The sequence below is a fragment of the Roseovarius sp. genome, assembly GCF_965228755.1.
Taxonomy (GTDB): domain Bacteria; phylum Pseudomonadota; class Alphaproteobacteria; order Rhodobacterales; family Rhodobacteraceae; genus Roseovarius.
Map to the genome: position 1 here is coordinate 452,792 of NZ_CBDDIG010000008.1, position 14,524 is coordinate 467,315.

A 14,524-nucleotide genomic window follows, 5' to 3' on the forward strand; every position below is an offset into this window, starting at 1 on the left:
CCCCGCAACCATAGGTCGCGGGGCTCGCCTGGTAAACAGGGATGTGGCCGTCACTCCAGCTCGATCATGAGGTCCTTGGCGTCGATCTGGCTGCTGGGCTGGACGTGGATGGCTTTGACGGTGGCGTCGCGTTCGGCATAGATGCCGGTTTCCATCTTCATCGCCTCGATGGTCAGGAGCGCGTCGCCATCCTTGACCTTCTGGCCGACCTGCACCGAGACCGAGGCGACGACGCCCGGCATCGGCGCGCCGACATGGTTGGGGTTGCCCGCCTCGGCCTTGGGGCGCTGGGTGGTCTGCGACTTGACCATGCGGTTGGGCACGCGGATGACGCGGGGCTGGCCGTTCAACTCGAAGAACACGCGCACGTCGCCGTCCTCGTTGGTTTCGCCCACGGCCTGGAGCAGGATCTCCATGGTCTTGCCCGGGTCGATCTCGACGCTGATCTCCTCGCCCGGTTCCATGCCGTAGAAGAAGGTCTTGGTGGGCAGGGTGCGGACTGGGCCATAGGTGCGGTGGCGGCCCATGTAGTCGAGGAAGACCTTGGGATACATGAGGTAGCCGTTGAGGTCCTCGTTATCGACGGACTTGCCTTCCAGCTCCTTGACCAGCCTGGCGCGGGTTTCCTCGAAATCGACCGGTTCGAGGTGCTTGCCGGGGCGTTCGGTGTTGGGTTTCTCGCCCTTGAGCACCTTGGCGACGATCTTGTCGGGGAAGCCGCCCGGGGGCTGGCCGAGGTTGCCGCGCATCATGTCGATGACGGAGTCGGGGAAGGCCACGTCGGTGTCCGGGTCTTCGACCTGGTCGCGGGTGAGGCCCTGGCTGACCATCATCAGGGCCATGTCGCCGACGACCTTGGAAGACGGGGTGACCTTGACGATATCGCCGAACATCTTGTTCACGTCGGCATAGGTCTGGGCCACTTCGTGCCAGCGTTCCTCGAGCCCCAGCGAGCGGGCCTGGGCCTTGAGGTTGGTGAACTGGCCGCCGGGCATTTCGTGCAGGTAGACCTCGGAGGCCGGGGCCTGAAGCCCGGATTCGAAGGCCACGTACTGGGCGCGGACATGTTCCCAGTAATTCGACAGAGCCCGGACATGGGCGATGTCGAGCCCGGTGTCGCGCTCGGTATGGGCCATCGCCTCGACGATCGAGCCGAGGCAGGGCTGGGAGGTGCCGCCGGAGAAAGCATCCATCGCCGCATCGACCGCATCGACGCCGGCATTGGCCGCGGCGAGGATGGTGCCGCCGGCGATGCCGGAGGTGTCATGCGTGTGGAAGTGGATCGGGATCGAGACCTCGTCCTTGAGCGCGGTGATGAGCTGGCGGGCGGCGGCGGGTTTGAGGAGGCCCGCCATGTCCTTGAGCCCGAGGATGTGGGCGCCGGCCTTCTCCATCTCCTTGGCCATCGAGACGTAGTACTTGAGGTCGTACTTGGCGCGGTCGGGGTCGAGGATGTTGCCGGTGTAGCAGATCGTGCCTTCGCAGATCTTGCCGGTGTCGATGACCGCGTCCATGGCGACGCGCATATTCTCGACCCAGTTGAGGCTGTCGAAGACGCGGAAGACGTCGACGCCGGTTTCCGCCGCTTGCCGTACGAATTCCTGTACCACGTTGTCGGGGTAGTTGGTGTAGCCCACCCCGTTGGAGGCGCGCAGCAGCATCTGGGTCAGCAGGTTGGGCATGGCGGCGCGCAGCTCGCGCAGGCGCTGCCAGGGGCATTCCTGCAGGAAGCGGTAGGCCACGTCGAAGGTGGCCCCGCCCCAGCATTCGACCGAGAAGAGTTGCGGCACGTTATGGGCATAGGCGGGCGCCACCCGGATCATGTCGATCGAGCGCATCCGCGTGGCCAGAAGCGACTGGTGCCCGTCACGCATGGTGGTGTCGGTCAGCAGCAGGCGATCCTGCGCCAGCATCCAGTCGGCCACCGCCTTGGCGCCCTGCTCTTGCAGCAGGGTCCTGGTGCCGGGCGGCGGCGTGTCGGTGTCGAGCTTCGGCGCCTTGGGCACCGGCGCATCTACCTTGGGCTTGGCCCTTCCTTGCGTTTCCGGGTGACCGTTCACCGTGATGTCGGCGATGTAGGTCAGCACCTTGGTGCCCCGGTCGCGCCGCTTGGCGAACTGGAAAAGCTCCGGTGTCGTGTCGATGAACTTGGTGGTGTATTCGTTCGACAGGAAGGTCGGGTGCTTCAGCAGATTCTCGACGAAGGCGATATTGGTCGAAACACCCCTAATACGGAATTCACGCAACGCACGGTCCATCCGGGCGATGGCGGCCTCGGGGGTTTGCGCATGGGCCGTGACCTTGGTCAGCAGCGAATCGTAGTAGCGGGTGATGACCCCGCCGGAATAGGCGGTGCCGCCATCGAGCCGGATGCCCATGCCGGTGGCCGAGCGGTAGGCGGTGATGCGGCCATAGTCGGGGATGAAGTTGTTGAGCGGGTCCTCGGTGGTGATCCGGGTCTGGAGGGCGTGGCCGTTCAGGGTGATCTCGTCCTGGCTGGCCTTGCGGGTGGCCTCGGCCAGGGTTTTGCCCTCGGCGATCATGATCTGGGCCTGCACGATGTCGATGCCGGTCACCTCCTCGGTGACGGTGTGTTCGACCTGCACCCGGGGGTTCACCTCGATGAAGTAGAACTGGTCGGTTTCCATATCCATCAGGAATTCGACCGTGCCGGCGCATTCGTAGTTCACGTGCTTGCAGATCTTGTAGCCAAGCTCGCAGATCTCGGCGCGCTGGGCGTCGGTGAGATAGGGGGCGGGGGCGCGTTCGACGACCTTCTGGTTGCGGCGCTGGACCGAGCAGTCGCGCTCGAACAGGTGGTACATCTGGCCGTGCTTGTCGCCGAGGATCTGCACCTCGACATGGCGGGCGCGGGTGATCATCTTTTCGAGATACCCTTCGCCGTTGCCGAAGGCGGCGAGCGCCTCGCGGCGGCCTTCGAGCACCTTTTCCTCGAGCTCTTCGGGCTTGGTGACGGGCCGCATGCCGCGGCCGCCGCCGCCCCAGGAGGCCTTGAGCATCATCGGGTAGCCGATCTCCTCGGCCTGCTTGCGGATGACGTTCATATCCTCGCCCAGCACCTCGGTGGCGGGGATGACGGGCACGCCGGCCTCGACCGCGACGCGGCGGGCGGAGGCCTTGTCGCCCAGGGCGCGCATAGTTTCGGCCTTGGGGCCGATGAAGGTGATGCCGTTGGCGGCGCAGGCATCGACGAAATCGGGGTTTTCCGACAGCAGGCCATAGCCCGGGTGGATGGCGTCGGCGCCGGAGTGCTTGGCGACGCGGATGATCTCGTCGATCGAGAGATAGGCCTGGACGGGGCCCATGCCCTCGCCGATGCGGTAGGCCTCGTCGGCCTTGAAGCGGTGGAGGGAGAGCTTGTCTTCCTCGGCGAAGACGGCGACCGTGCGCTTGCCCATTTCATTGGCCGCGCGCATCACGCGGATCGCGATCTCGCCACGGTTGGCGATGAGGATTTTCTTGAAGTCAGCCACCGGCCCGCCCTCCTGACATGCAGTCCATTCCCGGTGGTGCCGCCCTGCGCGCAATGAAATTGCCGCAGTGCAGCACCACTTTGCGCATCTTGTAAGATTTGTGAAAGCTTTGCGCAATGGTGGTGCGCGGGGAATTACCCTTTCGCGAGAATTCCTGCCCGATCGGGGAGGGGGAATTACCCGGTCCGGCGCCGGGGAAGTGATGATATATCAGGAGGTTGGCGGGGGTTGCAGGGCGGACCTTGGAGGGGTGTCGGACGGGGCGACCACCCGGTTGCGCACCTCCTCGAGGGTGCGGATGCCGAGCTGGCCCATGTTGGCCTGAAGGTCGGATTTGAGGATCTGGGCGAGGTGGCCGGGGCCGGTGGGGCCGAGGGCGGCCAGCGCATAGTGCCAGCCGCGGCCCATCATCACGTAATCGGCGCCGAGCGCGATGGCGCGCAGGATGTCGAGCCCGCCCTCGACGCCGCCGTCGAAGACCAGCGGCAGCGAGGTGGCGGCGCGGACCAGCGGCAGGGCGTCGATGGTGGCGGGCGCCGCGTCGAACTGGCGGCCGGCATGGTTGGAGACCCAGAGCGCGTCGACGCCTTCTTTCTCGAGGCGTTGCGCGTCGTCGGGGTTGAGCACGCCCTTGACGATGAAGGGCCCCTCCCACGCGTCGCGGAGCCAGCGCAGGTAGTCCCAGTCGGGGGAGGTTCGCAGCAGGTAGCCCGCGTGCTTGTTCGAGGGCAAGCCCTTGGTATTGGGGGCATAATCGTCGATCATTCGCATCCTTGGCATCCCGCGTTTCGCCATGCCGAAGGCCCAGGCGGGGCTGGTGGCGATGTGGGCGAGAAGGCGGGGGGTGATCCGGGGCGGCTGGGTCAGGCCGGAGCGGACCTGGCGTTCGCGGCGGGAGCCCACGGGGACGTCGACGGTGAGGATCAGGGTGCGGAAGCCGGCGGCTTTCGCGCGTTTCAGCATGTCGGTGCGGATCTCGGGGTCGCGGGGCGGGTACATCTGGAACCAGCCGTGATCGCCCAGCACGGGGGCGACATCCTCGGGGGTCTGGCTGGCGACGGTGGAGAGGCCGTAGGGGATGTTGGCGGCGGCCGCGGCGCGGGCGAGGTGGCGCTCGGCATCGGGCCAGACGAGGCCCGACATGCCGACCGGCGAGATGCCCGCGGGGAGGCCGTAAGTGGTTCCGAGGAAAGGGATTTCCGTGGAGCACTCGATCTCGCCATGGAGGATGGAGGGCATGAGCTGCACCGCGTCGAGGCCGGTGCGGTTGCGGCGGGTGGTGGCCTCGGTTCCGGTGCCGCTGTCGAGAAATTCCCAGACGAAATGCGGCAGGCGGCGGCGGGCGCGGGCGCGCAGGTCGGAGAGGGCGGGATATGCGGTGTCGAGGCTCATGGGAGAGAGCGATAGCAAGCGGCGGCGGGGGGCGGAAGAGGGAATGGTGACGGCGGCGGTTTCTGCGATGCGGCGCGAATCATGGTTAACGGCGTTGTTTTGAAGGGATTTGGACGTCGGTATCACGTCGGTATTTTGTCGGTATCGCGTCGGTGTCCGGGTCTGTGGGGCGAAGGGTTGATGTGGCGTACCGGGCGCAACGGGCGAGATGTTGTGGCGGGCGCAACGGGGCGGGGGCGGAATTTTGGAAAATTCCGGGTCGGAAAATTCGAATTTTCCGGCGCGGGTGGAGAGGTGGGGTGGCGCGGAATTTGCGCATATTCCGGGGCTGGAAAATGCGCATTTTCCATATCGTTTTCCGCGCGGAAAACGGGTGGGCGGAAAGGGGGCTGGATGCCCGGCGGGGTGGCGCCCGTGGCGGGCGGGGGATTGGATATTTTTGCCAAGAAGAAGCGGGTGCGGAGTGAGGGTTGGAGAGGTTGGCGACGGGCTGTTCCGTGGGCCGGGGCGATGCGTGGAAAAATTCATCGGCGACGGGCGGAACACTTGGAGAACATCGGCTTTCCCTCGGTGGCGTTGCGCGCTATTCTGGGGGCATGAGCAGTTTCGACGAGTCCGACGCCTTCGAGGGCGCTTCGCTGGCCGCCCGCGCGATGGCGGCACGGCCCGCGCCGTACCTGGATGACCTCAACCCCGCGCAGCGGGAGGCGGTGGAGGCGCTGGATGGCCCTGTGCTGATGCTGGCGGGCGCCGGGACGGGGAAGACCAAGGCGCTGACGACGCGGCTGGTGCATCTGCTGAACACCGGGCGGGCGCGGCCCAACGAGATATTGTCGGTGACCTTCACCAACAAGGCGGCGCGGGAGATGAAGCTGCGCGTGGGCCGGCTGCTGGGCGAGACGGTGGAGGGGATGCCGTGGCTGGGCACGTTCCACTCGATCTGCGTGAAGCTTTTGCGGCGGCATGCGGAGCTGGTGGATTTGAAGTCGAACTTCACGATCCTCGATACGGATGACCAGTTGCGGCTGTTGAGGCAGCTGGTGCAGGCGGCGGGGATCGACGACAAGCGCTGGCCGGCACGGCAGCTGGCCGGGGTGATCGACCACTGGAAGAACCGGGCGTGGACGCCGGAGAAGGTGCCGGCCGGGGAGGCCTCGGCCTATGACGGGAAGGGCATGGCGCTGTACCGTCAGTACCAGGAGCGGCTGCGCGAGCTGAACGCGGTCGATTTCGGCGACCTGCTGTTGCACATGGTGGTGATTTTCCAGACCCACGAGGACGTGCTGAAGCAGTATCAGCGGTGGTTCCGGTACATCCTGGTGGACGAGTACCAGGATACCAACGTGGCGCAGTATCTGTGGCTGCGGCTTCTGGCCGGGGGGCACAAGAATATCTGTTGCGTGGGCGATGACGACCAGTCGATCTATGGCTGGCGGGGCGCCGAGGTGGGCAACATCCTGCGGTTCGAGAAGGATTTTCCAGGTGCCACCGTGGTGCGGCTGGAGCAGAATTACCGCTCGACGCCGCATATCCTGGCCGCCGCCGGGGGCGTGATCTCCGGCAACAAGGGGCGGCTTGGCAAGGAGCTGTGGACCGAGGTCGACGAGGGCGAGAAGGTTCGGCTGATCGGCCATTGGGATGGCGAGGAAGAGGCGCGCTGGATCGGCGAGGAGATCGAGTCGATGCAGGGCGGGACGCGGGGGATGCGGCCGTTTTCGCTGGACGAGATGGCGATTCTCGTGCGGGCGAGCCACCAGATGCGGGCGTTCGAGGATCGGTTCCTGACGATCGGGTTGCCCTACCGGGTGATCGGGGGGCCGCGCTTCTACGAGCGGATGGAGATCCGCGATGCGATGGCCTATTTCCGGCTGGTGGTTTCTCCGGCGGATGACCTGGCGTTTGAGCGGGTGGTGAACACGCCGAAGCGGGGGCTGGGGGACAAGGCGCAGCAGAAGATCCAGGTGACGGCGCGGCGGAATGGCGTTTCGCTGGTGGAGGGCGCCGCGATCCTGCTGGAGGAGAAGGGGATTGCCGGCAAGGGGGCGGCGGAGCTGTCGAAGCTGATCGAGGGCTTGCGGCGCTGGGGCCGGATGGCCGGGGACCCGAGCATGAGCCATATCGAGCTGGCCGAGGTCGTGCTTGACGAGAGCGGCTATACCGAGATGTGGCAGAACGACAAGACACCCGAGGCGCCGGGGCGGCTGGAGAACCTCAAGGAACTGGTGAAGGCGCTGGAAGGGTTCGAGAACCTGCAGGGGTTCCTGGAACATGTCAGCCTGATCATGGACAACGAAAGCGAGGAGCAGGGCGAGAAGGTGTCGATCATGACGCTGCACGCCGCCAAGGGCCTGGAGTTTCCGGCCGTGTTCCTGCCGGGCTGGGAGGACGGGTTGTTTCCGTCGCAACGCTCGATGGACGAGAGCGGGCTGAAGGGGGTCGAGGAAGAGCGGCGGCTGGCTTACGTGGGGATCACGCGGGCCGAGGAGCTGTGCACGATCTCCTTTGCCGGGAACCGGCGGGTGTACGGGCAGTGGCAGAGCCAGATGCCGTCGCGGTTCATCGACGAATTGCCGGAGGAACATGTCGACGTGCTGACGCCGCCGGGTTTGTATGGCGGGGGCTATGGCGCCGCCGGGCTGGGCGGCAGCGGGATCGAGACGCGGGCGGCGGAGGCGGACGGGTATAACTCGCCCGGATGGCGGCGGTTGCAGGCGCGGGCCGGGCAGCGGCCGCTGAGCCAGCCGCGGGAATCGAAGGCGAGCGTGATCGATGCGCAGGCGGTGAGCAGCCATACGGTGGGCGAGCGGGTGTTTCACCAAAAGTTCGGTTACGGGGCGATCATCGCGATCGAGGGCGACAAGCTGGAGATCGATTTCGAGAAGGCGGGGGTGAAGAAGGTGGTCGCCAAGTTCGTCACCGGGGCGGATGATATTCCGTTTTGAGGTGGTGTGGTGCGGTGCGGTGGCACCCACGCTACGTCCGTTGTTCGAGCGCGTGAATAAAGTTTTCCTTACAGGAGCGGCGGGGGTTGAGATACCCTGGACCGGGTGCCGCGCGGGCGGTTTGATCGGGATCAATGCAAAGGCGGCCCCGGTGGCGCATGATGGCGCGTCAATCGGAGGGTGAGCATGTCGACCGTACGCGAGGAATTCGAGATTGCCCGCCGGCACACGCCGGATTTCGGTGGGCGGACCTTGTGGCTGGAGGCGGGGATGTTCGCCTTTGCCATTGCCGCCACGTGGCTGACGCTGGCCGGGCATATCCCGATTTGGGCCGGGATGGTGGCGAACACGGTGTTTATCTACGGGATCTACACGGTCGCGCACGAGGCGGTGCATGCCAATATCAGCTCGCGCCGGAAGGGGTTGCGCTGGGTCGATACGGTGGCCGGGACGCTGGCCTGTGCGCCGCTGTGGCTGTTCTATCACCAGCACCGGCGGCAGCACATGGCGCATCACGCGCATACGAACGAGGCGAGCGATCCGGATCTTTATGCCAAGGGATCGTTCCCGGTGTGGATCTTCGTCAAGTTGCCGGTGGCGCTGATCAACTATTTCAACCCGGTGGCGCAGTACCGGGAGTGCCGGCGGTTCGGATGCCCGAAGCGGGAGGTGGTCTATACCTTCGTGACCTTCGCGATCTACAGCGCCGCGGTGATCGGGGCGGTGGTGGCCGGGTACTGGAAAGAGGTGCTGTTGCTGTGGTTCGTGCCGTGGTGGGTGGGGCAGACGGTGATGCTGACCTTCTTCACCTGGACGCCGCACCATGACCATACCGAGACGGGGCGGTACCGGAACACGCGGGTGTCGCTGTTTCCCGGGGCCAATGTGCTGTTGCAGGGGCAGAATTACCACCTGATCCACCACATGGCGCCGAGCGTGCCCTATTACCGTTACAAGCCTGTCTTCGACGAGATGCGGCCGCTGCTGGAGCGGAACAACGTGCGGATCGAGGGGATCTGGCCCGACCCGGCGAACGAGCATCCGCCGGGCGCGCATCCGGCGGAGTGAATGTCATGAAGGTCAAGGCTGTGGTTATCACCGGCAAGGGCGGGCCGGAGGTCATGAAGCTGCAGGACGTGGCACTGGCCTGGCCCGGGGGGCCGGGGGACGTGCTGGTGGAGCTGCGGGCCGCGGCGCTGAACCCGGCGGATACGTTTTTCCGGCAGTTGGGCGGGTATATCGACGCCGGGCCGTTCGTGCCGGGGCATGACGGGATGGGCGTGGTCAAGGCGGTCGGGCCGGAGGTGACGGAGGTCGCCGTGGGCGACCGGGTGTGTTTCTGCAATGGCGGGATCGGGGGCACGCCGGGGACCTATGCCGAGGCTGCCGTGGTGCCGGAGTGGCAGTTGGCGAAGGTGCCGGATGGGGTGGATGACCTGACCGCCGCCGCGCTGCCGCTGGTGGCGATCACCGGGTGGGAAGCGCTTGATGAACGGGCAAGGCTGGCCGAGGGGGAGCACGTGCTGATCCATGCCGGCGCGGGTGGTACGGGGCACATGGCGGTGCAGCTGGCGGCGTTGCGCGGGGCAAAGGTGGCGGCGACGGTGAGCGGGCCGGAGAAGGCGCGGCTTGTCGAAGGGTTCGGGGTGGAGCTGGCGATCAATTACCGCGAGACGGATTTCGTGGCGGCCGCGCGGGCGTGGTCGGGCGGGCTGAACGTGGCGCTGGACAACGTGGGCGAAGAGGTGATGACGCGGACTTACGGGGCGATGGCGGCCTATGGCCGGGTGGTCACGCTGATGGGGGTGGCGCCGGATGACGGGGATGTCACGGCCTACAACATGAACCTCGATATCCTGAACGTGATGATGCTGACGCCGATGTGGCTGGGGCTGGAAGGGGCCCTGCGGCGGCAGGCGGGGATCGTGCGGGAGGCGTTGGGGCTGGTGGCCGATGGCAAGCTGCGGGTTCAGCATGCCGAGACGTTCGACCTGGACCGGGCCGGGGAGGCGCATGGGTTGCTCGAGAGCGGGCAGGCGGTGGGGAAGGTCACGCTGCGGATCGGGTAGGGGCGGTGGGTTGGCATCCGCCCCACGGGTCGGGCGTGGCGCTTTTGGCGGGCGTCGTGAGTGAGTATTTTCGGAAAGATGAAAGCCGGGGGTGTCGCCCGGGCGTAGAGAGGCCGGGGCGGGTGGTTTCGGGTGGCCAGGTGGTGGGTTTCACCCACCCTATGGGTCGGACGAAAAAGTGAGTGTTTCTAGAAAGATGAAACCGGGGGGCGGTGGCGTGGACGCTCCCCGGCTCTGGCCCCGGCGCCGGTGAGGGTCAGCCGCGGAGGGCTTTGATCAACTCGTCCTTGGTCATGTCGCTGCGGCCCTCGACGCCGATCTCCTGGGCCTTGTCGTAGAGCTCGTCCTTGGTCCAGTCCTCGTAGGGCGGGTTCTTGCCGCCTTTCTTCGAGGGTTTCTGCTTGTCATTGGCCTGGGCGTTGGCGATGCGGGCGGATTTTTCCTTGGAGTAGCCCTGATCGCGGAGTTCCTGGTACGTGTCTTCGTCCTTGATGCTCGGGTTGGGCATGGGGTGGCTCCTTTGGTGGGGGGTTGAAGGGGTAACGCGAGCGGGCAAGGTTGGTTCCGGTGCGGTTTTGACGGGAAAGGCGGGACGGATGGAGCGGTTGGAAAGCCTTGTCGGCTGTTTTCATGAGGACCTCGAGATACTCGGGGACAGCCTCGAGGAGATTGTATTCGTCGAGGGGACGAGGCTTGCGCAGGCGGGAGAGCTGGAGGCGTTGATCCGGGAGGTCGAGGCGGTTCTGGATCGCGGCAGGTGGGCGGAGGTGAGAGGGATTTTCGACAGGTCGAGTGCCGTGGACGTGTGCGAGCCGGGGCGGGAGCGGGATTTCCTCGAGCGGGTCCGCTTTATCCTGGTCCAGGTCAGGGACGGGAACCACGAGGATTTCGAGGCCCTGGCCGGTGAGGCCGGGTGGACGGCAAAAGACCTTCGGATGGTGGTGTGATCGTACGGGAAGGCGGATTCGAGTACCTGGAGCATGGTGAGTTGGCACCGTCCATCATGGGCAAACGAAAAACGCGGCCGGGGTTCCCCGGCCGCGCTTGTTGTTCTGACGATCCGGTGACGGATCAGGCGATGTCGAAGCGGTCGGCGTTCATCACCTTGGTCCAGGCGGCGACGAAGTCGCGGACGAACTTCTCGTCGTTGTCGTCCTGGGCGTAGACCTCGGCGTAGGAGCGCAGGATCGAGTTGGAGCCGAAGACGAGGTCGACGCGGGTCGCCGTCCAGAGCAGGTCGTCGGTCTTGCGGTTGCGGATCTCGTAGGGGCCGCCCTCGACGACAACCCACTTGTTGCCCATGTCGGTCAGGTTGACGAAGAAATCCGTGGTCAGCGCACCTTCGCGATCGGTGAAGACACCGTGCTTGGTGCCGCCGTGGTTGGTGCCCATGACCCGCATGCCGCCGAGCAGGACGGTCATTTCCGGCGCGGTGAGCCCGAGGAGTTGCGAGCGGTCGAGCAGCAGTTCCTCGGGGCTGACGGAATAGTCGTCCTTCAGCCAGTTGCGGAAACCGTCGGCCAGCGGTTCGAGCGCGTCGAAGCTGTCGGCGTCGGTCATCTCGGCGGTGGCGTCGCCGCGGCCCGGAGAGAAGGGCACGGAGACGGTGTAGCCCGCCGCCTTGGCCGCCTGTTCGACGCCCACGTTACCGGCCAGCACGATCACGTCGGCGAGCGAGGCGCCGTATTCGTCGGCGATCGGCTGCAGGGTCGAGAGGACGCGCTGCAGACGCTCGGGCTCGTTGCCTTCCCAGTCCTTCTGGGGGGCGAGCCGGATGCGCGCGCCGTTGGCGCCGCCGCGCTTGTCGGAGCCGCGATAGGTGCGGGCGCTGTCCCATGCCGTCGAGACCATCTCGGAGAGCGACAGGCCGCTGGCCGCGATCGTCCGCTTGACGGCGCCGATGTCGTAGTTGACCGGGCCGGCGGGGATCGGATCCTGCCAGATCAGGTCTTCTGCCGGCACGTCGGGGCCGATGTAGCAGGCCTTGGGGCCCATGTCGCGGTGGGTCAGCTTGAACCAGGCGCGGGCGAAGGTGTCGCGGAAATACTCCGGGTCGGCCATGAACTTTTCGCAGATGGCGCGATAGGTCGGGTCCATCTTCATGGCCATGTCGGCATCGGTCATGATCGGGTTGTGCCGGATCGAGGGGTCGGTCGCGTCGCGCGGCTTGTCCTCTTCGGCGATCTCGACCGGTTCCCACTGGTTGGCGCCGGCGGGCGACTTCTTGAGCTCCCACTCGTGGTTGAAGAGCATCTTGAGGTAGCCGTCGTCGAACACGGTCGGGTTGGTCGTCCAGGCGCCCTCGATCCCCGAGGTGATGGCCTTGTTGGCCGAGCCGCCGAGGTTGGGGTTGAGCCAGCCGAAGCCCTGCGCCTCGAGATCGGCGCCTTCGGGTTCGGCGCCCAGCGTTGCGGCGTCGCCCGCGCCGTGGCATTTGCCGACGGTATGGCCGCCGACGGTGAGCGCGGCGGTTTCCTCGTCATCCATGGCCATCCGGGCGAAGGTCTCGCGGACCTGTGCCGCCGTCTTGAGCGGGTCGGGTTGTCCGTTGACGCCCTCGGGGTTCACGTAGATCAGGCCCATCTGCACGGCCGCGAGCGGGTTCTGCATCGAGTCGGGCTGGCCGACATCGTCGTAGCGCTCGTCCGAGGGGGCGAGCCATTCCTTCTCGGCGCCCCAGTAGGTGTCTTTCTCGGGGTGCCAGATGTCTTCGCGGCCGAAGGCGAAGCCGAAGGTTTTCAGCCCCATGGTTTCATAGGCCATGGTGCCGGCGAGGATCATCAGGTCGGCCCAGGAAACCTTGTTGCCGTACTTTTTCTTGACCGGCCAGAGCAGGCGGCGGGCCTTGTCGAGGTTGCCGTTGTCGGGCCAGGAGTTCAGGGGGGCGAAGCGCAGGTTGCCGGCGCCGCCGCCACCGCGGCCGTCGGCGAGGCGGTAGGAGCCGGCCGAGTGCCACGCCATGCGGATCATCAGGCCGCCGTAATGGCCGAAATCGGCCGGCCACCAGTCCTGGCTGTCGGTCATCAGGTCGGCCACGTCTTTCTTGAGCGCCTCGACGTCGAGCTTCTTGAGCTCGTCGCGGTAGTTGAAATCGGGGCCCATCGGGTTGGTCTTGGCATCGTGCTGGTGCAGGATGTCGAAGTTGAGGGAGCTGGGCCACCAATCCGTGACGCTGACGCCCGTATGGGTCATCCCGCCGTGCATGACCGGGCACTTGCCGGTCGATTTCATGTCATTTCCATCCATAGCTCTCTCCATCGGTGGCTTTGTCGTTTGGGATCGGGGCAGGGGCCCCGGCCCGGGAATATCTGGCCTGTCGGGATCGGGAGATAACAGGGGATTCATGTCAGAATGCTGACAGCCGGCAGGGTTTTGCCGGGGCTCTGTTATCGGTCCTCCCCTCCAGATTCTGGAATGGTTCTAACAAATCCGTTCGATTGATTTAAGTTGAATTTTCGGATTGTGGCGATAATTTTTTGTTATGGCGAACATCACCCTGAGACAGCTGAAATATTTCGAGGCGCTGGCGCGGCATGGCCATTTCGGGCGGGCGGCGGAGGCCTGTGCGGTGTCGCAGCCGGCCTTGTCGGTGCAGATCCGTGACCTGGAGGAGGATATCGGCGCGCAGCTGTTCGAGCGGGGGGCGCGGCAGGTGCGGCTGACCGCGTTGGGCGAGCGGTTCGCGGACCGGGTGCAGGAGATCTTGCGGTCGGTGGACGAACTGGAGGACCTGGCGCGGGCGAGCGAGGACAAGCTGATCGGGCGGCTGCGGATCGGGGTGATTCCGACGATCGCGCCCTACCTGTTGCCGCGGGTGATCCGGGCGCTGTCGGAGACGCACCGGGGGATCGACATCCATGTGCGCGAGACGCTGACCGACCGGCTGATAAGGGAGTTGCTGGACGGGCGGCTGGACACGGCGATCGTGGCGCTGCCGATTTCCGAGCCGGGGCTGGCGGAGGTGGCGCTGTTCGACGAGTCGTTCATGCTGGTCAGGCCGGGCGCCGAGGCGGGGCAGCCGGTGCCGAGGGCCGAGGACCTGGCGCGGATGCGGCTGTTGCTGCTGGAGGAGGGGCATTGTTTCCGCGACCAGGCGCTGTCGTTCTGCAATATCCGGCCGGCGGTGCCGGGGGACGGGCTGGACGGGTCGTCGCTGTCGACGCTGGTGCAGATGGTGGGCTCGGGCATTGGCGTCACGCTGATCCCCGAGATGGCGGTGCCGGTCGAGACACGATCGGCCGATGTGTCGGTGGCGCGGTTCGGCAAGCCGGAGCCGTCGCGGACGGTGGGGATGATCTGGCGGCGGTCGAGCCCGCTGGCGCCGCAGTTGCAGCGCATCGCCGAGGTGGTGGGCCGGGCCGGGGAGGAGCAGAAAAAGGCACAGGCGGCGGCGGACCATAGTTTCTCCCAGATTGATCCATAATTTACCCCCAATTCGCCTCTAATTCTCAGGATGACTGAAACCGGCCGGAGCGTGGTGCCGGGGCCATGCCCCGTCGCGATTGCGGACCCGGCCGGAGCGAGGCGGGAGCGAGCAGCCCCAAGCCTTTCAAACAAGCGGGTTTTGCCCGTCGGCCTGATGCCGGGACACCGGTGTCGGGGTGGCACAGACGTATTCGAGGACCGC

General features: G+C 66.0%; 9 protein-coding genes. 5 read left to right on the top strand and 4 right to left on the bottom strand.

The window, feature by feature from the left end; all coding sequences use genetic code 11:
• Nucleotides 1-50: 50 nt before the first annotated feature.
• Together ACO07J_RS16040 and ACO07J_RS16045 are read right to left on the bottom strand one after the other, a co-directional pair.
• The gene (locus ACO07J_RS16040; RefSeq protein WP_422030752.1) at nt 51-3,494 is read right to left on the bottom strand and encodes a pyruvate carboxylase; all 3,444 of its coding nucleotides are present in this window, start codon (nt 3,492-3,494) and stop codon (nt 51-53) included.
• Nucleotides 3,495-3,704: 210 nt separating this feature from the next.
• Entirely contained in the window at nt 3,705-4,886 is a 1,182-nt protein-coding gene (locus ACO07J_RS16045) for an alpha-hydroxy acid oxidase (protein ID WP_422030754.1), read from the bottom strand.
• 596 nt (nt 4,887-5,482) lie between these two features.
• On the opposite strand from ACO07J_RS16045, the gene ACO07J_RS16050 reads away from it, so the two are divergent.
• The 3 genes from ACO07J_RS16050 (at nt 5,483) to ACO07J_RS16060 (ending at nt 9,897) form a co-directional block, all read left to right on the top strand.
• Entirely contained in the window at nt 5,483-7,828 is a 2,346-nt protein-coding gene (locus ACO07J_RS16050; protein ID WP_422030756.1) for an ATP-dependent helicase, read from the top strand.
• Nucleotides 7,829-8,014: 186 nt separating this feature from the next.
• Nucleotides 8,015-8,896: a fatty acid desaturase family protein gene (locus ACO07J_RS16055; protein ID WP_422030758.1), complete on the top strand. Its 882-nt coding sequence runs from the start codon at nt 8,015-8,017 to the stop codon at nt 8,894-8,896.
• A 5-nt stretch (nt 8,897-8,901) separates the two neighbouring features.
• Nucleotides 8,902-9,897: an alcohol dehydrogenase catalytic domain-containing protein gene (locus ACO07J_RS16060; RefSeq protein WP_422030760.1), complete on the top strand. Its 996-nt coding sequence runs from the start codon at nt 8,902-8,904 to the stop codon at nt 9,895-9,897.
• Nucleotides 9,898-10,153: 256 nt separating this feature from the next.
• Here the strand turns inward: ACO07J_RS16060 and ACO07J_RS16065 are convergent, their stop codons facing one another.
• Complete coding sequence (locus ACO07J_RS16065) at nt 10,154-10,405, bottom strand: DUF7218 family protein (protein WP_300891526.1); 252 nt, start codon at nt 10,403-10,405, stop codon at nt 10,154-10,156.
• Between the two features lie 88 nt (nt 10,406-10,493).
• Here ACO07J_RS16065 and ACO07J_RS16070 point away from each other — a divergent pair, with 88 nt between their 5' ends.
• Nucleotides 10,494-10,844 (top strand): hypothetical protein, encoded by a 351-nt coding sequence (locus ACO07J_RS16070; RefSeq protein WP_422030762.1) that lies wholly within the window; start codon nt 10,494-10,496, stop codon nt 10,842-10,844.
• A 124-nt stretch (nt 10,845-10,968) separates the two neighbouring features.
• Here ACO07J_RS16070 and katG read toward each other — a convergent pair whose 3' ends face one another.
• Nucleotides 10,969-13,143, bottom strand: coding sequence for a catalase/peroxidase HPI (gene katG / locus ACO07J_RS16075; protein WP_422030764.1), 2,175 nt, complete (start codon nt 13,141-13,143; stop codon nt 10,969-10,971).
• 235 nt (nt 13,144-13,378) lie between these two features.
• Between katG and ACO07J_RS16080 the strand changes: the two genes are divergently transcribed.
• Entirely contained in the window at nt 13,379-14,320 is a 942-nt protein-coding gene (locus ACO07J_RS16080) for a hydrogen peroxide-inducible genes activator (protein WP_422030766.1), read from the top strand.
• Nucleotides 14,321-14,524: the final 204 nt, after the last annotated feature.